This is a genomic window from Mesorhizobium sp. SEMIA396 (assembly GCF_024518615.1).
Lineage (GTDB): Bacteria > Pseudomonadota > Alphaproteobacteria > Rhizobiales > Rhizobiaceae > Mesorhizobium.
This window is the reverse complement of record NZ_JANIFC010000012.1, coordinates 146,910-164,285: the sequence shown is the minus strand read 5'-3', so window position 1 is coordinate 164,285 and position 17,376 is coordinate 146,910. Positions and strand designations below refer to the sequence as shown.

Annotated in this window: 14 protein-coding genes; 5 read left to right on the top strand and 9 right to left on the bottom strand. The window is 64.3% G+C overall.

Annotated features, from left to right (window positions below):
* Positions 1-104: 104 nt before the first annotated feature.
* From NP503_RS26250 to NP503_RS26215, 8 genes are all read right to left on the bottom strand, one after another.
* Entirely contained in the window at positions 105-2,399 is a 2,295-nt protein-coding gene (locus NP503_RS26250) for a bifunctional salicylyl-CoA 5-hydroxylase/oxidoreductase (RefSeq protein WP_127271042.1), read from the bottom strand.
* A 141-nt stretch (positions 2,400-2,540) separates the two neighbouring features.
* The gene (locus NP503_RS26245) at positions 2,541-3,140 is read right to left on the bottom strand and encodes a VOC family protein (protein ID WP_127272534.1); all 600 of its coding nucleotides are present in this window, start codon (positions 3,138-3,140) and stop codon (positions 2,541-2,543) included.
* A 77-nt stretch (positions 3,141-3,217) separates the two neighbouring features.
* The gene (locus tag NP503_RS26240) at positions 3,218-4,054 is read right to left on the bottom strand and encodes an ATP-binding cassette domain-containing protein (protein ID WP_127272535.1); all 837 of its coding nucleotides are present in this window, start codon (positions 4,052-4,054) and stop codon (positions 3,218-3,220) included.
* Positions 4,047-4,925, bottom strand: coding sequence for an ABC transporter ATP-binding protein (locus NP503_RS26235; protein ID WP_127269248.1), 879 nt, complete (start codon positions 4,923-4,925; stop codon positions 4,047-4,049). The genes NP503_RS26240 and NP503_RS26235 overlap by 8 nt, the downstream gene beginning before the upstream one ends.
* Complete coding sequence (locus tag NP503_RS26230) at positions 4,922-5,770, bottom strand: ABC transporter permease (protein WP_127269247.1); 849 nt, start codon at positions 5,768-5,770, stop codon at positions 4,922-4,924. The genes NP503_RS26235 and NP503_RS26230 overlap by 4 nt, the downstream gene beginning before the upstream one ends.
* On the bottom strand, positions 5,763-6,770 hold the full coding sequence (locus NP503_RS26225; RefSeq protein WP_127269246.1) for an ABC transporter permease: 1,008 nt from the start codon (positions 6,768-6,770) through the stop codon (positions 5,763-5,765). Before NP503_RS26225 ends, NP503_RS26230 begins: the two co-directional genes overlap by 8 nt.
* 89 nt (positions 6,771-6,859) lie before the next feature.
* Entirely contained in the window at positions 6,860-8,389 is a 1,530-nt protein-coding gene (locus NP503_RS26220; protein ID WP_127272536.1) for an ABC transporter substrate-binding protein, read from the bottom strand.
* Between the two features lie 110 nt (positions 8,390-8,499).
* On the bottom strand, positions 8,500-10,074 hold the full coding sequence (locus tag NP503_RS26215) for an NAD(P)/FAD-dependent oxidoreductase (RefSeq protein WP_127271274.1): 1,575 nt from the start codon (positions 10,072-10,074) through the stop codon (positions 8,500-8,502).
* 119 nt (positions 10,075-10,193) lie between these two features.
* Here NP503_RS26215 and NP503_RS26210 point away from each other — a divergent pair, with 119 nt between their 5' ends.
* The 5 genes from NP503_RS26210 to NP503_RS26190 all read left to right on the top strand — a co-directional run bounded on the left by NP503_RS26210 (position 10,194) and on the right by NP503_RS26190 (position 16,882).
* Positions 10,194-10,985: a cyclase family protein gene (locus NP503_RS26210; protein ID WP_127271588.1), complete on the top strand. Its 792-nt coding sequence runs from the start codon at positions 10,194-10,196 to the stop codon at positions 10,983-10,985.
* 15 nt (positions 10,986-11,000) lie between these two features.
* On the top strand, positions 11,001-12,572 hold the full coding sequence (locus tag NP503_RS26205) for an NAD(P)/FAD-dependent oxidoreductase (protein ID WP_127271586.1): 1,572 nt from the start codon (positions 11,001-11,003) through the stop codon (positions 12,570-12,572).
* On the top strand, positions 12,572-13,054 hold the full coding sequence (locus NP503_RS26200; protein ID WP_127270494.1) for a MarR family winged helix-turn-helix transcriptional regulator: 483 nt from the start codon (positions 12,572-12,574) through the stop codon (positions 13,052-13,054). The genes NP503_RS26205 and NP503_RS26200 overlap by 1 nt, the downstream gene beginning before the upstream one ends.
* A gap of 101 nt (positions 13,055-13,155) precedes the next feature.
* Positions 13,156-15,309 carry an indolepyruvate ferredoxin oxidoreductase subunit alpha gene (locus NP503_RS26195; RefSeq protein ID WP_127271584.1) on the top strand — a complete coding sequence of 718 codons (2,154 nt, stop codon included), beginning with the start codon at positions 13,156-13,158 and terminating at the stop codon, positions 15,307-15,309.
* A complete protein-coding gene (locus NP503_RS26190; protein ID WP_127269061.1) occupies positions 15,302-16,882 on the top strand; it encodes an indolepyruvate oxidoreductase subunit beta family protein in 1,581 nt (526 codons plus the stop codon). Before NP503_RS26195 ends, NP503_RS26190 begins: the two co-directional genes overlap by 8 nt.
* A gap of 120 nt (positions 16,883-17,002) precedes the next feature.
* On the opposite strand, the gene NP503_RS26185 is transcribed toward NP503_RS26190, so the two are convergent.
* Positions 17,003-17,290: a GCG_CRPN prefix-to-repeats domain-containing protein gene (locus NP503_RS26185; RefSeq protein WP_127269062.1), complete on the bottom strand. Its 288-nt coding sequence runs from the start codon at positions 17,288-17,290 to the stop codon at positions 17,003-17,005.
* Positions 17,291-17,376: the final 86 nt, after the last annotated feature.

The window sequence follows — 17,376 nt, the reverse complement described above, 5'->3', positions numbered from 1 at the left end:
ACTTATGCGGTGCCGGCTGAGTCGAATGCGACGCGGTCCCCCTCCCCCTTGTGGGGAGGGGCGAGGGGCGGGGGTACAGCGCTGACGTGGCAGACGAAAAGCGTTCATACTTTCAGCCCCGCTGCGGCGTCGCGCTCGGCCAGACGGTAGAGCTGGTCGCGCCCGGGCAGATAGGGATCCGGCCATTTGACACCACGGTCGCCGAGCGTGACGGCGGCGTGCAGTGTCCAGTAGGGATCGGCGAGATGCGGCCGTGCCAGCGCCACCAGATCGGCGCGGCCGGCCATCAGGATCGAATTGACATGGTCCGGCTCGTAGATGTTGCCGACCGCCATCGTCGCCATGCCGACTTCGTTGCGGATGCGGTCGGAAAACGGCGTCTGGAACATGCGGCCATAGACAGGCTTGGCCAGTGCCGAGGTCTGGCCTGCCGAGACGTCGCAGATGTCGACGCCGGCCTCGTGCAGCAGCCGTGCGATCTCGACCGCGTCGGCCGGTGTGACGCCCTCGATGCCCACCCAGTCATTGGCCGAAATGCGCATCGAGATCGGCTTCTCCGCCCGCCAGGCAGCGCGCACCGCGCGGAAGATTTCGAGGGGATAGCGCATCCGATTGTCAAGCGAACCGCCATATTCATCCGTGCGCCGGTTGGTGACCGGCGTGATGAAGGACGACAAGAGATAGCCATGCGCAGCGTGGATCTCGAGCATGTCGAAGCCGCAACGATCGGCCATCTCGGCCGAAGCCACGAATTCGTCGCGCACGCGGTCCATGTCGGCGCGATCCATCGCCTTCGGCACCTGATTCTGCGGCGACCACGCCACGGCCGAGGCGGCGATCACCGGCCAGTTGCCGGAGACCAGCGGCACGTCGGTGCCTTCCCAGCCAAGCCGGGTCGAACCTTTGGCGCCGGAATGGCCGATCTGGGCGCAGATCTTGGCTTCGGTTTCGGTGTGGACGAAATCGACCAGCCGCTTCCACGCCACCTCATGTTCGGGCGCATAGAATCCCGGACAACCGGGCGTGATGCGACCTTCCGGGCTGACGCAGGTCATCTCGATATAGAGGAGCCCGGCGCCCCCTTTGGCCCGCTCGGCGTAGTGGGTGAAATGCCAGTCGGTCGGGCAGCCGTCGACGGCCTTGTACTGCGCCATCGGCGAAACGACGACGCGGTTCTGCAGCCTCATGTCGCGCAGCTTGAACGGCGCGAACATCGGCGCGCGGCGCAGGCTGTTGCCGCCGGCGCCCGCCTGGCGCTGGAACCATTCCTCCGCACCGCCCAGCCATTCGGCATCGCGCAGCCGCAAATTCTCATGGCTGATGCGCTGCGAGCGGGTCAAAAGCGAATAGTTGAACTGCACCGGATCGAGGCCGAGATAGCGCTCGACCTCCTCGAACCATTCCAGCGAATTGCGCGCCGCCGATTGCAGCTTCAGCACCTCGGTGCGGCGGGCATCCTCATATTTACGGAAGGCGGCATCCAGGTCCGGCTCGGTTTCGACATATTCGGCCAGCGCCACGGCACTTTCCAGTGCCAGCTTGGTGCCGGAGCCGATCGAGAAATGGGCTGAGGCCGCCGCATCGCCCATCAGCGCCAGATTCTTGTAGGACCAGCGCTCGCACAGCACGCGCGGGAAATTGATCCAGGCGGAACCACGGATATGGTTGGCATTGGTCATCAGCGCGTGGCCGCCGAGATGTTTTTCGAAGATCCGCTCACAGACAGCGATCGATTCCTGCTGCGACATCGCGCTGAAGCCGAAAGCAGTCCAGGTCTGTTCGCTGCACTCGACGATGAACGTCGCGGTGTCGCTGTCGAACTGGTAGGCGTGCGCCCAAACCCAGCCATGCTCGGTCTTCTCGAAGATGAAGGTGAAGGCGTCGTCGAATTTCTGGTTGGTGCCGAGCCAGACGAACTTGCATTTGCGGGTGTCGATGTCGGGTTTGAAGATGTCGACGAAAGCGTTGCGCGCCCTGGAGTTGAGGCCGTCGGCCGCGACGACCAGATCATGCGTCTCCATGTAAGGTTTGGGATCGGCGATGTCGGTCTCGAACATCAGCTTGACGCCGAGTTCGCGCGCCCGGCGCTGCAGCAGGACCAGCAGCCGCTTGCGGCCGATGCCGCAGAAACCGTGACCTGACGAGACCGTGCGCACGCCGTCATGGATGACGGCGATGTCGTCCCAGTAGGCAAAGTGCTTCTTGATCCAGACAGCGCTGACCGGGTCGTTTTTCGACAGATTGTCGAGCGTCTCGGCCGACAGCACGACGCCCCAGCCGAACGTGTCGTCGGCGCGGTTGCGCTCGAACACCGTCACATCGTGCGCGGCGTCCCTCAGCTTCATCGAAATGGCAAAGTAGAGGCCAGCTGGTCCGCCGCCGAGAACCGCAACCTTCATGTCTGCGATCTCCTCTTCGCTTGCTGGAGTTCAGTATCGCGCCGGCGACAAGATATTTCAAGCTTAAAGTTTTATATCAAAACGATTGTCCTGACATGGCGAAAGCGCGCCTGCGTGTCATCGCGCAAGCGCGCTGCCGGATCACTTTTCCGGGTTCTTCGGGCTCCACAGCACCGTCTCGGCGTCCTTCTCATAGGCCATTCCGTCGGGATAGCTGATCGCTTCCAGCTGCAGCCCCCACGGCGCCTGGAAATAGAGGATGGTCTGGCCGGCCGCCGGCCCTTCCTTGACCGGCAGCGGCCCCATCCGCGTCTTGACGCCCTTGCCTTCGAGATAGGCTTTGGCGGCAGCGACGTCGTCGACATAGAAGGCGATGTGGAAGCCGCCAATGTCGCTGTTCTTCGGCGTCAGGTTCTTCTGGTCCGGTGCTGTGTATTTGAACAGCTCGATGTTCGAACCATAGCCGCAGCGCACCATGGTGACCTCTTCGATCACCGCCTTCGGGTCGACGCCCAGGAGATCCTGCATGAAGGTGCCCTTGTCGTCGGCGAACGGACCGAACGACATCGCCTTCTTGCAGCCGACCACTTCGGTGAAGAAGTCGACCGCTTGCTTCATATCGGGAACGGTGATGCCGGTGTGGTCGTGGCCGCGCATGCCCGGGATCGAATCCGCCGAGGCCATGCCGGCGCTGCCGAGCATCGTGGCGGCCAGCGTTGCAATTGCGATAGTGGTCTTCATGTCAGTCCTCTCCATTTGGCGGGACTTGGGTCTTTTGGTCGCACGCCCGAGGCCCGCTCTTCGGCGTGCGTATGCATTCATGTCGGCGCCTTGGCGGCGGAAGGAATGTCCAGCCAGTTCGCATCGATCTCGGGCAGCGGAATGGCCGCGATGAGATCGCGCGTGTAGGCCTGCTGCGGCTTGTCGAACAAGGCGTCGGTGGCGCTCGCTTCGACGATCACGCCTTCGCGCATGACGATCACTTGCCGGCACAGCCGCCGGATGACCGACAGATCGTGGCTGATGAAAGCGACGGTCAGCCCCATTTCCGCCGCCAGCTTTTCCAGCAGCGTCAGGATCTGCGCTTGCGTCGACACGTCGAGCCCTGAGACGATCTCGTCGGCCAGCACGAATTTCGGCGACAGCGCCAGCGCCCGCGCAATGCCGACGCGCTGGCGCTGGCCGCCCGATAATTCGTGGCGATAGCGGTTGGCGAAGCTTTGCGGCAGGCCGACGCGCTGCAGCGCCTCGGCAACGCGCGCCTTGAGATTGTCGCCGAGGCCATTTTGCTTGAGTGGCGCGGCGATAATGCTTGCAATGGTGCGGCGCGGGTTGAGCGACGACATCGGATCTTGGAAAATCATCTGCAGATTGCGCCGCAGTGGCCGCAGTTCCGCTTCCGGCAGATGCGTGATGTCGCGGCCGTCGTAAGTTATGCTGCCGGCGCTCGGTTCCAGCAACCGCACCAGAGCACGGCCGAGCGTCGATTTGCCGGATCCGGATTCGCCGACGATGCCGGTCACCGAGCCCCTGGGCAGGTCGAAATCCAGGCCCTTCAGGATTTCGACCAAGGGCGCGCGGCCGATCAGCGGCTTGCGCGTCATGTCGGGCAGCGCGACCTTCAGCCCGCGCACGGAGAACAACGGTTCAACCATGCGACCGCCTCCAGGCCTGGTCTGCGGCAGCGATCTCTGAAGCAAGCCCTGCGAGGACTTCGTCGTCCACCGGCTTCAGCGAGGCGAAAGGATCGGTGTAGCGTGGCGTCGCCGCCATCAGCGCTCGCGTGTAGGGATGCTGCGGTGCTGCGAAGAGGGCAGCCGTGTCGGCCTCCTCCACCACCTTGCCGGCATAAAGCACCGAGACTCTCTGGCTGATCTTGGCGACGACGCCGAGATCATGGGTGACGAACAGGATCGCCGTGCCATGCTCGCGCTGCAACTGCACGATCAGCCGCAGGATCTGTTTTTGCACGGTCACATCAAGCGCCGTGGTCGGCTCGTCGGCGACGATCAGCCTTGGCTCCGCGGCGAAGGCCGCAGCGATCAGCACGCGCTGGCGCATGCCGCCGGACAGTTCGTGCGGATAGCTTTTCAGCACGCGGTCGGGATCGCGGATTTGCACCTCGTCCAGCAATTGCCGGATGCGGGTATCGGCCTTCTCGCCACTCCAGCCGAGGATGCGCACCAGCCGGTCGGTCATCTGCGAGCCGATGCGCCGCGACGGGTTGAGCGCGGTCAGCGGGTCCTGCGGGATCAGCGCCGTGCGCGCCCCAATCAGCGTGCGTCGTGCCTTGGGCTGCAATTTGCCGAGGTCTTCACCCTCGAGCAGCATGTCGCCTTCGACAATGCGCACGCTCGACGGCAGCACACCGAGCACCGCCTTGCCGATCATCGTCTTGCCGGCGCCGCTTTCGCCGACCAGCGCGCGGACCTCGCCGGGCTGGACGGAGAGCGACACCGAGCGCAATACGCGCTGGCCGTTGGGCAGCACCGCGCTCAAATCCCTGATGTCGAGGCAGGCGCTCATCGCAGCACCGGATCGAAACGCGTCTTCAGCGCCTCGCCGAACTGGCTGAACGACAGCACGGTCAGGATCAGCGTGATCAGCGGGAACACCAGCACCCACCAGGCCTGATGGATCGACAGCCGGCCCTCGGCGATGATGCCTCCCCAGGTCGGATCGTCGGTCGAGATCGACAGATTGACGAAGGACAGGATCGCCTCGACGATAACGGCGATGCCCATTTCCAGCGACAGCAATGCGACGATCGACGGCACCACATTGGGCAGCACTTCGCGCAGCATGATGCCGATGCGGCCGTAGCCGGCAATGCGGGCATTCTCGACATAGTCCATGCGCGACTGACCCATTGTCTCGGCACGGATCACCCGGCAGAAACGCGTCCAGTCGATGATGGCGATGGCCAGGATGACGGAACTCAAGCCCGTGCCGAGCACCGCCACCAGCAATATGGCGAACAGCACCGGCGGAAAGGCCATCCAGACATCGACGACGCGCGAGATGATGCGGTCGGCCCAACCGCCGAAATAGCCTGCGATCAGGCCTAGCGTCGAGCCGACCAGGCACGCAGCGACGGCTGCGGAAAAGGCGACGATGAAGGCGATGCGGCCGCCAAAGATCAGCCTCGACAACAGATCGCGGCCGAGGCTGTCGGTGCCGAGCCAATAGCCGGGTTCGGCTCCATTCATCCAGAATGGCGGCAACCGCTCCAGCATCAGATCCTGCGCCAGCGGATCCTGCGGCGCGACCAGCGGCGCGAAGATTGCCGCCAGAAGCGCCAGCAGCAGCCAGCCGCCGGCCAGCCACAGGCGTGGCGACACACCTCGCCTTCGAGCACGGCCCTCATCCATGGCGCAGCCTCGGATTGAGCAGCGCATACATCATGTCGACGCTGAGATTGATCAGCACGAACAGCAGCGCGAAGACCAGCACGATGCCCTGGATCAGCGGCAGGTCGCGGTTGATGACGGCGTCGATCGCCATATTGCCGAGGCCCTCATAGGAGAACAGCCGTTCGACGATGACGGTGCCGCCGATCAGGAAGGTGAACTGCACGCCGACCAGTGTCAGCGTCGGCAAAGCGGCATTCTTCAAGGCCTCGCGCAGGATGACCTGCGTTTCCGAAAAACCCTTCACCCGTGCCAGCACGACGTAGTCGAGGTCGAGCACTTCCTTCAGCGACTGTTTCAGCAGCTGCGAGATGATTGCTGCCAGCGGCAGCGCCAGCGCCACGGCCGGCATCAGCATGTGCTTCAGCAGATCCCAGGTGAGGTCGAGGCGCAGGCGCAACAGGCTCTCGAACAGATAGAACTGGGTGACGAAGGGCAGGTCCAGTTGCGGCGACACCCGCCCGGAAATGTCGAAGATCGGCACCAGCACGCCGAACAACAGGATCAGCACCAGGCCCCACAGGAAATCGGGAATCGAAAGCGCCGCGCCGCTGGCGATGTCGATGCCGACCTCGACCGCCGTGCCGCGTTCGCGCGCGCCGATGATCGCCGTCGTGCCGCCGATCGCCACCGCCATCACAAGCGCGACGATGGCGAGTTCCAGCGTCGCCGGCAGCCGGTTGAAGACGAGACCCAGCACATCCTGCCGCAGCGAAATCGAAGTGCCGAAATCGCCCCGGGCCACGCCCGACAGCCAGATGAAGAATTGCTGGACGATGGTCTTGTCGAGGCCGTAGAGCGCGCGCAGCCGGGCAATGTCGGCATCCGTCGCGCCGGGCGGCAGCATCATGGCGATCGGATCGCCGGGTGCGACGCGGATCACGACAAAGACGACGACGGCCACGCCGAACAGCGTGATCAGCATCGTCAGAAGGCGGATCAGGAATCGTTGCAGGAGCATGTAAATCTTTGCAGGAGCTCGTTGGCTCGTATGCCGGATAGAAATGCGCGCCGTCGCTATGGACGGCGCGCGGCAATTCCAGGCCGATGTCAGGCCGGGGTCATCAGGGCCGGCAGCAGCGCGCCGGACACATGCTGCACCACATTGACGCCCTTGGCATGCACGATCGGCTGCGCATACTGGATCAGCGGCAGCACATAGGCCTGCTCGGCGATGTATTTGTCGACAGCCTTCCAGCCGGCGATGCGCTTGGCCTCGTCCTTTTCGCCCCACAGCGGGTTGATCATGTCGATCAAATCCTGGCTGTCCCACACCGAATGCGGGCTCGGGCCGTACATGGCAAAGCCGGTCGAGGTGGTCGGATCGCCGATGGCATTGCCCCAATTGTAGAAGGCGGACGGCGCCAGCTTGTCGGCGGCGCGCAGTTCGTAGTGCTTGGCGATCTCGTAGACTTCGATCGTCGCCTCGATGCCGACCTTGCGCCACATGCCGACGATCGCCTGGATCATCTCATAGTCCTTGGGCTTGAAGCCCTTGGTCGTCTGGATGGTGAACTTGACCGGCTTTTCCGGCGAATAGCCGGAAGCGGCGAGCAATTCCTTGGCCTTTTCCGGATTGTGCTCGACCTTGATCGACGCGTCGTAGGATGCGTATTCCGGCGTTTCCAGCGTATCGATCGGCTGGCCGTAGCCGCGCAGCAGGCGATCGACCAGAAGTTTCTTGTCGACGGCCATCACGGCGGCCTGGCGGACGTTCTTGTCCAGCATCGCCTCGATGTCGTTGAAGAAGATCATGCCGATGTCGGAAACGTTCTTGCACGAGCCGGCCAGCCCGTCCTTGGCGATCAGCCGGTCATACTCCTCATAGGGAATTTCGAGCGTCACTTGCGAGGAGCCGGATTCGATCTCGGCGACGCGGCTTGCCGCGTCGGCGACGAACTTGATCGTCACATTCTCGAAGGCCGGCTTGCCGCCCCAATAGTTCGGATTGGCCTTGAGCCGCAGGAAGGCGTTGCGCTCGAACTTTTCCACCATGTAGGGGCCGGTGCCGATCGGCGCCTTCTCGAAACCTTCGGCGCCGACCTTCTCGTAGTAGGCCTTCGGCATGATGTAGCCGGTCAGGAACGACATCCATTTGAAATAGACCGGGTCGAACTGCACGACGTCGCCCGTGATTTTGTTGCCGTCGATCTTGAAGTTGTTGACGTTCTTCCAGACGAACTGGATCGGGTTGCCCGTCTTCTCGTCGCCTGCCCGCTGCAGCGACCAGACGACGTCCTCGGCCGTGAACGGCGAGCCGTCATGCCAGGTCACGCCTTCGCGCACCGTCATCATGATCTTGGTGCGGTCGTCGTTCCAGCCCCATTCGGTGAGCAGGCCAGGCGCGAAGGACAAATCGGGCTTCTGCGGGATGAATTGGTCGAACACCGACTGGTAAAGCCCCTGGATGGTCGGGTTGACGGCCGACGGGCCGGTGGTCGGATCCCAGGATGGCAAGTTGACGTTGTAGGCGATGGTCAGTTCGCCGGCCGCTGCCTTGGCGATCTGCGGCAGGCCGACGGCGGCCGCCCCGAGTGCCGCGGCGCTGTATCCCAGCAATTCACGTCTGTTGATTGTCATGGTCGTTCCCCTTGTTGGTTTTGTTTCTGCGCGGCGTCTTCAGGTCATTGGTTCAGGCTTCTCGGGCAGCAGCGCCTTGCCCCTCGTAGCCTCAAGGAAATCCTCGGCTCCTACCTCCCGCCAAGCTGTTGCGCGAGCATGAAGCCCGACGCCGCACCGGTGCCGGCGCCCGGCCATGTCGCGGCCCCGGTGAGGTGCAGATTGGCCACCGGCGTGTTCCATCCGGCATAGCCGCGCGCCGGGCGGAACAGGAAATTCTGCGCCAGATGATGGCTGCCGCAGACCTGGTCGCCACCGACGAGATTCGGGTTCTCGCGCTCGAGATCGATGGGCGAAAACACGGCCCGGCCGAGGATCTGGTTTCGCAGGCCGGGCGCATAGGTCTCGATGATGTCGAGGACACGCTCGGCGTAGGCTTCCTTCACCTTGTCCCAATGGTCCGGTGCGATCTTGCCGGCGGCATCGCCCAGGATTTCGGCGGGCAGCATGCGCACCTGCACCCACAGCACATGCTTTCCCTGAGGCGCCCGCGATGGGTCGATCGCCGTCGGCTGGCCGACGACCAGCACCGGTTCGTCCGGCAGCATGCCCGCCATCGCATGCTGATAGGTGCGCGACATGGCGTCGAGCGAGGGCGACAGATGCACATAGGCGAACTGCCGAAGCTCCGCTCCGGCACGCCAGTCGGGCAGATCGTCCAGCGCCAGATGGATCATCATCGTGCCCGGTGCGTGGCGGAACTTTTGCATCGCCGAGTCGAAGCCGGCGTCGCCGGAACCATTGGGCAGCAGCTTGCCAGTCAGCGCCTTGGGCGCAACGCCGGCAATGACTGCCCTTGTGGCGGTATGGGTCTCACCGGAAGCAAGCCGCACGCCGGTCGCCCTGCCGGCGGAAACCGTGATCTCGGCCACTCCGGCGCCGGTGACGATCTTGCCTCCAGCAGATGTGACCATGCCCGACAGCGCCTTAATGATGGTGTCGGCGCCGCCTTTGCCCAGCACCATGCCGAAACTCTGGTTGGCCATCGATTCCAGATAGGGGAAGACGGCACCGCCGGCGATGTCGGGCGCGAAGTCGAGATGCATGCCCCAGGTGGCGAGCGTTGCCCTGATATGCGGCGACTCGAAATTCTCCTCCAGCCAGGCGCGGGGCGAGGACAACAGCAGCCGGCCCGTATCGAGCGCCCCGGACATGCCCTTCTTGCGCCACAGGTTCCACGCCGTGCCGGCAAGCGCGCTGGCGCGCATCGGCGATCCCAGCAGCCGGAACAGGTGTTCGGCCTCAGCCGGGAAGGCGGCAACCAGCCTGCGCCATGTCTGGGCGTCGGCGGCGGAGAAGGCGGCGATGCGCGCGGCGGTCTTTTCCAGATCGTTGCTGACGCCGAACCAGCGTCCGTCGGGGAAGGCGCTGGCGAAACAGTCGACGACCGGGGCGAACTCCAGCCCCTGCGCTTTCAATTCATTTGCATATTTCCGGTGGAAGGCCGAGCCGGCGAAGAGGCTCAGATTCATCGCGCCGAAATCGTGGCGGAAGCCGGGAAGGGTGAATTCGCGTGTCTGGACGGCGCCGCCGATTGTTGCACTGCCCTCGAAAATCCCGGTTTTCCAGCCTTTGAGCGCCAAATGCGCGGCGCATGCCAGACTGTTGTGGCCCGCCCCGACAAAGATGGCGTCGAACTCGCTCACGCCTCGTCCCCATTTCCTTTATGCTTAAAGATAATTGCAGATGCATATGTTTTCGTCTAGTAGGATATTAAGGGCCGAGACGAGCCTTGATCATCACACGAAAGAGGGAACTTCAAACCATGGACACCCAAAAACTCCTCGGCGAAGTCGCCGGCCAGCTTCTTTCAGGCGCCATCAAGGTGGTCGACCTGTCGGCGCCACTCGGGCCGGACACGCCGTTGATCAAGCTGCCGCCAGAACTCGCCGTCGACACGCCGAAGGTCGAGATCCACAACATCTCCCGTTACGACAAGAACGGTCCGTGGTGGGCCTGGAACTGGCTGAAGCTCGGCGAGCATTCGGGCACGCATTTCGATGCGCCGCAGCATTGGATCAGCGGCAAGGATTATCCGGACGGCGCCACCGACACCATTCCGGCGCAGAATTTCGTCGGCCCGGTCAATGTCATCGACTGTTCGAAGGAAGCCGCCGCCGACCCCGATTTCCTGCTCACCGTCGACCACATCAAGGCCTGGGAAGCCGAGCATGGCGCGATCAATGCTGGCGAATGGGTGGTGATGCGCACCGACTGGTACAAGCGCAACGGTTCGGAAGCCGAGTTCCTCAACGCCAACGAGACCGGGCCGCACACGCCGGGGCCGACGGCCGAAGCCATCCAGTTCCTGATCAGCAAGGACATCAAGGGCTGGGGCTCGGAGACGATCGGCACGGATGCCGGCAAGGCCGGCGGCATGGAGCCGCCATTCCCGGCGCACACGCTGATGCACAAGGCCAACCGCTACGGTCTTGCCAGCCTCTGCAACCTCGACCAGCTGCCGCCGAAGGGCGCCATCCTGATCGCGGCGCCGCTCAAGATCGAACATGGCACCGGCAGCCCGATCCGCGCGCTGGCGCTGGTTTCGAAGGGCTAAGCGAAAGCGTTTGCCGTGACCCAGCCGGATCACATCATCGTCGGCAGCGGCATCAACGCACTGGTCTGCGCGGCGATGCTCGGGGGCAAAGGGGCGCGTGTGCTCGTCCTGGAGCGCAACGACCGCATCGGCGGCTGCCTGCGCACCGAGGAGATCACCGCGCCCGGCTTCATCCATGACGTGATGGCGACGACCTTCGTGCTGTTCATCACCTCGCCGGCCTTTGCGGCACTGGGCGCCGACCTCGCGCGCCACGGGCTGGAGTTCTGCCACACGGGAACGCCGACCGGCGTGCTGCGGCCGGACGGCAGCCATGCCGTGCTCAGCACCGACCGTGCCGCCAACGTCGTCGCCCTTAATGCGATCGCGGCAGGCGAGGGCGACCGCCACGCGGATGATGTCGGCGGCATCGAGCGCAATGCCGGCCTGCTGTTCGGCCTGCTCGGCGGCAGCCTGTGGTCCTATCCGACAGCGAAGCTGCTGGCCGGTGATGGCTGGCGCCGTGGCCCGCGTGGCCTTGCCGCCTTTCTCGGCGAGGCACTCGTGCCGGCGCGCGGCTGGCTCGAAAGCACCTACCAGTCCGAAACCATCCGTGCGTTGTGGGCACCCTGGGTACTGCATGCTGGATTAGGCCCTGAAGATGCGTTCTCCGGCCAGATCGCCAGGGTTATCGCTTTCGCGCTTGAGGCGGCGGGCGCGCCGATCGTCAAGGGTGGCGCGCAGAACCTGCTGGCGGCCTTCGAGGCTTTGATCCGGGAACGCGGCGGCGACATCCGCACCGGCGCCGACGTCGCTTCGATCGTTCAAAGCAATGGCCGGGCAACCGGCGTGCTGCTGGCCTCGGGTGAGACAATCACGGCCAACAAGAGCGTCATCTGCTCGGTCACCCCGACGCAGCTCTATGGCAGGCTGCTTGGCGCGGATGCTCCCAAAGCCGATGTCGAGGCGACGCGGAAATACCGCTATGGCAAAGGCAATTTCCAGATCCACTACGCCCTGGACAAATCGCCAGCATGGCGGGGCGAAGGCCTGGACAAGGTGGCACTGCTGCATCTGACGCCTGGGCTGGATGACGTCTCGAAAGCCTGCAACGAGGCGGCGCGCGGTATGCTGCCGGAGGTGCCGACCATCTGTGTTGGCCAGCCGCATGCGCTCGACCCGTCGCGCTGCCCGGAAGGCAAGGCGGTCCTCTGGCTGCAACTACCCGAGGCGCCTCGCCACATCAAGGGCGACGCCGCCGGCAAGCTGCAGGCACCAGCGGACGGGCAATGGACCGATGTGCTGCGCGAAGCCTATGCCGATCGCGCTGAAGCGATCCTCGCCAGCCATATCGAGGGCTTCAAGGACAGCGTCATTGCGCGGCGCGCCTATTCGCCGGCCGATCTCGAGGCGATGAACATCAATCTGGTCGGCGGCGATCCCTATGGCGGTTCCTCGACCATCGACCAGTCCTTCCTTTGGCGGCCGTTCAAGACCAGCCGCAACCATCAGACCGGCATCAAGGGCCTCTACCATATCGGCGCCTCGACCCACCCGGGGGCCGGCCTTGGCGGCGGTTCCGGCTTTCTCCTGGCGGGGAGGCTGTGATGGAAGAGAAGGTCACTGAGAAGCGCCAGCGCATTTCGACCCTGGGGCAGATCGGCCTGCAGCAATTCGCGCCCTATCTGATGAACCGCATCATGGGCCGCTACAACGCCACCTTGCGCGACGATTTCCGCAAGCAGGGCCTGACCATTCCGCAGGTGCGCACGCTGGCCGTGCTGTCGGTCACCGACGGCATCACCGTCAACGACCTCTCGGTCTATACGGTGATCGAGCAGTCGACCTTGAGCCGGACGCTCGACTCACTGGAGGGCCAGGGTCTGGTACGGCGCGAGCAGGGCGTCACCGACAGCCGCATCCGCCATGTGTTCCTGACCGATGAGGGCCGCGCCGAGTTCACCCGCGCCTGGCCGGCCATGCACGATGCCTTCGAGGCGATGTTCGACGACATCGACGACGCCGAATATTCCGCACTCATCGCCACGCTTTTGAAGATGCTGAAGAACATTCGCAAGCACGACATCTAGCATGACCCCGAAAAGTGGATCCCGGTTTTCGGAAGAGGTCATGCTCAAGCAGATAGACCTACGCGCCGCCAGCCTCAGGCGGTAACGGAAGGATTGAAAAAATGGCCGAACGGTCTTTTGCCAAGGAAGTCGAGAAACTCCGGCTCGGCGCCGGCGAGGAGTTTGCCGGCGAAGGCATCCTCGCTATCACCAAGGCGCTGCTGCAATGCGGCGTCGGCTATGTCGGCGGCTATCAGGGCGCGCCGATCAGCCATCTGATGGACGTGCTGGCCGACGCGCAGGATATCCTGGGCGAGCTCGGCGTGCATTTCGAGGCCAGCGCCTCGGAAGCCACCGCCACCGCCATGCTGGCCGCCTCGGTGCACTACCCGATCCGTGGCGCCGCGACCTTCAAGTCGACGGTCGGCACCAATGTCGCCTCCGATGCGCTCGCCAATCTCGCCTCCGGCGGGGTCACCGGCGGCGCGCTGATCATCGTCGGCGAGGACTACGGCGAGGGCTCCTCGATCATGCAGGAGCGCAGCCACGCCTTCGCCATGAAAAGCCAGGTCTGGCTGCTCGACCCGCGCCCCAATCTGCCATCGATCGTCAAGGCGGTGGAGGACGGTTTCGAACTGTCGGAGATTTCCAACACGCCGGTCATGCTGCAGGTGCGCATCCGCTGCTGCCACGTCCACGGCCATTTCATCGCCAAGGACAACAAACGGCCGCCGATGACTGTCGCCGATGCGCTTGACGCACCGCGCCGCGACACCGGCCGCATCGTGCTGCCGCCAGCGTCCTTCCTGCATGAGAAGGAGAAGGTGCAGAAGCGCTGGCCGGCGGCGGTGGACTTCATCGCCAAGAACAAGATCAACGAGTTCTTCGGCTCGGATCATGGTTCGGTCGGCATCGTCCTGCAGGGCGGCATGTACAATTCGGTCATCCGCGCGCTGCAGCGGCTCGGCCTTGCCGACATTTATGGCGACACCGACGTGCCGCTCTATGTGCTCAACGCCGTCTATCCGCTGATCGATGACGAGTTCCTGTCATTCTGCGAGGGCAAGCAGGCGGTGCTGGTCGTCGAGGAAGGCCAGCCCAACTACATCGAACAGGCCTTTGCTTCGATGCTGCACAAGGCCGGTCGCGGCACCAGGCTGGTCGGCAAGGAGTACCTGCCGATGGCCGGCGAATACACCGGCCAGGTCATGCTTGACGGCATCGGCGCCTTCCTGCGCGCCGATGCGCCGCATCTTCTGCCCGGCGAAGTGCGCGCGCCCAACAAGGTCGGTGACGGCGTCGACGCAGCCGACCTGATCAATGTCGTGCCGGGCCGTCCGCCGGGCTTCTGCATAGGCTGCCCGGAACGGCCGATCTTTGCCGCGACCAAGCTGGTCGAGCAGGAACTCGGCAAGCACCATATCGCATCCGACATCGGCTGCCATTTGTTCTCGATCATGCCGCCTTTCGAACTCGGCGCCACCACCATGGGCTATGGCCTGGGCCCGGCCTCCGCCTCAGCCTTCAATTCGCCCGATGCCAAGCGCCGCTCGATCTCCTTCGTCGGCGATGGCGGCTTCTGGCACAACGGCCTGACCTCTTCGATCGGCAATGCGGTTTTCAACAAGAACGACGGCGTCATCGTCATCGTCGACAATTTTTACTCGGCGGCCACGGGTGGGCAGGACATCCTCTCGTCCCGCGCCGGCAACAAGACCAAGTCGACGAAACATCCGATCACCGAGGCGGTCAAAGGCATGGGTGTCAAATGGCTGCGCCATGTCGACCGCACCTATGACGTGACCAAGATGCAGGACACGCTGCGCGAGGCGCTGACGACGGACGAGAAAGGGCCGAAGGTCATCGTCGCCTCGTCCGAATGCATGCTCAACCGGCAGCGCCGCGAAAAGCCGCTGGTCGACAAGGCGATCAAGGGCGGGACCCGTGTCGTGAAACCGAAATTCGGTGTCGATGAGGATATCTGCACGGGCGACCATGCCTGCATGCGGCTGTCCGGCTGTCCCTCGCTGTCGGTCAAGTCAACAGACGATCCGCTGCGCGACGATCCGGTCGCTCATATCGACCAGAGCTGCGTCGGCTGCGGCAATTGCGGCGAGGTCGCCGATGCGGCAGTGCTCTGCCCATCCTTCTACCGCGCCGACGTCGTCCACAATCCGAGCCGCTGGGACCGTTTCCTGGAAGCCGCGCGCCGCGCCACCATCAGCCTGTTGCAGCGACGCCGCGAAAGCCGGCGGCTGACCTTCGCCGATGCTTGACGCTGTCCCCCCACTTCGCGCCCGCGCCGGCGCTCAGGATAGCGAGCGTGTCATCAAGCTCGCCGTGCTGGCGGTCGGCGGCCAGGGCGGTGGCGTGCTCGCCGACTGGATCACCGATGTCGCCGAGCGCAACGGCTATGTTGCGCAATCGACCTCGGTCGCCGGTGTCGCCCAGCGTACCGGCGCCACCATCTATTATGTCGAGATGGCCCGCGACACCGGCCGGCTGCCGGTCTTTGCCCTGTCGCCGTCGCAGGGCGATGTCGACATCCTGATCGCCGCCGAATTGATGGAAGCCGGCCGTGCCATCATTCGCGGCTTCGTCACGCCCGACCGCACCACGCTGATTGCCTCGTCGCACCGCATCGCCGCCGTGTCGGAAAAGATCGAACCGGGCGATGGCCGGGCTTCGTCCTCCAAGGTGCATGCGACGGCGGAAGCCGCATCGAAGCGCTTCATCGCTTTCGACATGGAAAAGATCGCAGCCGACAATGGCTCGATGATCTCGGCCAGCCTGCTTGGCGCGCTAGCGGGGTCCGATGCGCTGCCCTTCACCCGCGAGAGCTACGAACAGGCGATCGGTGCCGGCGGCCGGGGCGTCAAGGCCAGCCTTGCTGCCTTCGGCGCTGCGTTTGACCGCGCGCGCGGCACGGCAGCACCGGCGCAGAAGCCGGCTGAGCCCGCGATTGTCGAATCTGCCCTGGGCACAGGACAGGTGAGTGGCCCGCAAAACCTGCTGCAGGGCTGGCAGGCCTTGGCTGACCGCATCGACCTGTTGCCGGTAGCCGTACGCGACATGGCACTTCGGGGCTTGAGAAAGGTCGTCGACTATCAGGACATCGCCTATGGGCGCGAGTATCTCGACCGGTTGGACAAGGCCGTCGCGCTAGACGGGCCGCTTCAGGGCTATGGCCTGTCGATCGCTGCTGCCAAGCATCTGGCCAACGCGCTATGCTACGACGACATGATCCGCGTCGCCGATCTCAAGACGCGCTCGACGCGCGGCAAACGTGTGCGCCGCGAGGTCGGCGTCAAGGACGGCTCGATCCTGCAGGTGACCGAATATTTCCACCCGCGCATCGAGGAGTTCTGCGGCACGCTGCCGGCGGGTCTGGGCAGCTACATCGAGGACCGCCCGAAGCTCGCCGCCCTTCTCGATCGCCGCATCAATCATGGCCGCCGCATCCGCACCGACAGTTTTGCCGGCTTTGCCGCTTTGTGGTTCATCGGCGGCCTGCGCCGCTGGCGCCGTAGTCTGCTGCGCCACAAGGTCGAGGTCGCGCATCTCGATCGCTGGTACGCGCTGGCTCTCGACCATGTGCCCCAGGACTACGCACTGGCCGTCGAGATCCTCAATTGCCGCCGGCTGATCAAGGGCTACAGCGACACCCATGTCCGGGCACAGTCGAAATTCGACCGCGTGCTGTCGGCGCTCGACCTGGTCAAGGGCCGAGCCGACGCCGCCGACTGGATCCGCCGCCTGCGCGAGATGGCGCTGAAGGACGAGAAGGGCGACATGCTCGACGGCGCGCTGAAGACGGTGGCGACGCTGGGGCCGGACCCAATCGGCTGAGATATCTAGCGGGCGTCCACGGATTGGAGCGGCGCTAACCTTAACTCCGGGCTGGCTGACAGGATTGCCCGTGCGCCGGCGCTGACGCGGGGCCAGGTGCCTGGCCCCGCCGTGCTTCGATCAGTTATGGTGCCAGCGGCGCCAGTGATGGTGCGGGTGCCAGCCATAGACCGGAGCGTGCCAGTAATGGTAGTGCGGGCGCACGACGACGACGCCGTTCGGCACGCAACGGCCCCATCGGTTCGGGTGCCAGCCGATGCCGCACCCCCAGCGGACATGCTCGACCAATGCCGGGGCGGCCGGATGGGTTACAGACATGACGGGCATCGCGCTGGACGCGGTGGCGGTCACGACAGTTCCACTGACCGCCAGGATAGCGGCTGCTGCATAGTTTTTCAGGCGACTCATAATTGGGCTCCGAGTGCATTCGAGTTTGAAGATGGCCGCCCGGCACGGTGCGATCGGGCAGGCTTGTCCCTTCTCTTCATTAAACG

What these genes read in the sequence shown, in the direction of transcription:
- NP503_RS26250 (WP_127271042.1), bottom strand. Translation starts at nt 2,399, where the DNA reads ATGAAGGTTGCGGTTCTCGGCGGCGGACCAGCTGGCCTCTACTTTGCC.
- NP503_RS26245 (WP_127272534.1), bottom strand. Translation starts at nt 3,140, where the DNA reads ATGAAGACCACTATCGCAATTGCAACGCTGGCCGCCACGATGCTCGGC.
- NP503_RS26240 (WP_127272535.1), bottom strand. Translation starts at nt 4,054, where the DNA reads ATGGTTGAACCGTTGTTCTCCGTGCGCGGGCTGAAGGTCGCGCTGCCC.
- NP503_RS26235 (WP_127269248.1), bottom strand. Translation starts at nt 4,925, where the DNA reads ATGAGCGCCTGCCTCGACATCAGGGATTTGAGCGCGGTGCTGCCCAAC.
- NP503_RS26230 (WP_127269247.1), bottom strand. Translation starts at nt 5,770, where the DNA reads ATGGATGAGGGCCGTGCTCGAAGGCGAGGTGTGTCGCCACGCCTGTGG.
- NP503_RS26225 (WP_127269246.1), bottom strand. Translation starts at nt 6,770, where the DNA reads ATGCTCCTGCAACGATTCCTGATCCGCCTTCTGACGATGCTGATCACG.
- NP503_RS26220 (WP_127272536.1), bottom strand. Translation starts at nt 8,389, where the DNA reads ATGACAATCAACAGACGTGAATTGCTGGGATACAGCGCCGCGGCACTC.
- NP503_RS26210 (WP_127271588.1), top strand. Translation starts at nt 10,194, where the DNA reads ATGGACACCCAAAAACTCCTCGGCGAAGTCGCCGGCCAGCTTCTTTCA.
- NP503_RS26200 (WP_127270494.1), top strand. Translation starts at nt 12,572, where the DNA reads ATGGAAGAGAAGGTCACTGAGAAGCGCCAGCGCATTTCGACCCTGGGG.
- NP503_RS26195 (WP_127271584.1), top strand. Translation starts at nt 13,156, where the DNA reads ATGGCCGAACGGTCTTTTGCCAAGGAAGTCGAGAAACTCCGGCTCGGC.
- NP503_RS26190 (WP_127269061.1), top strand. Translation starts at nt 15,302, where the DNA reads ATGCTTGACGCTGTCCCCCCACTTCGCGCCCGCGCCGGCGCTCAGGAT.
- NP503_RS26185 (WP_127269062.1), bottom strand. Translation starts at nt 17,290, where the DNA reads ATGAGTCGCCTGAAAAACTATGCAGCAGCCGCTATCCTGGCGGTCAGT.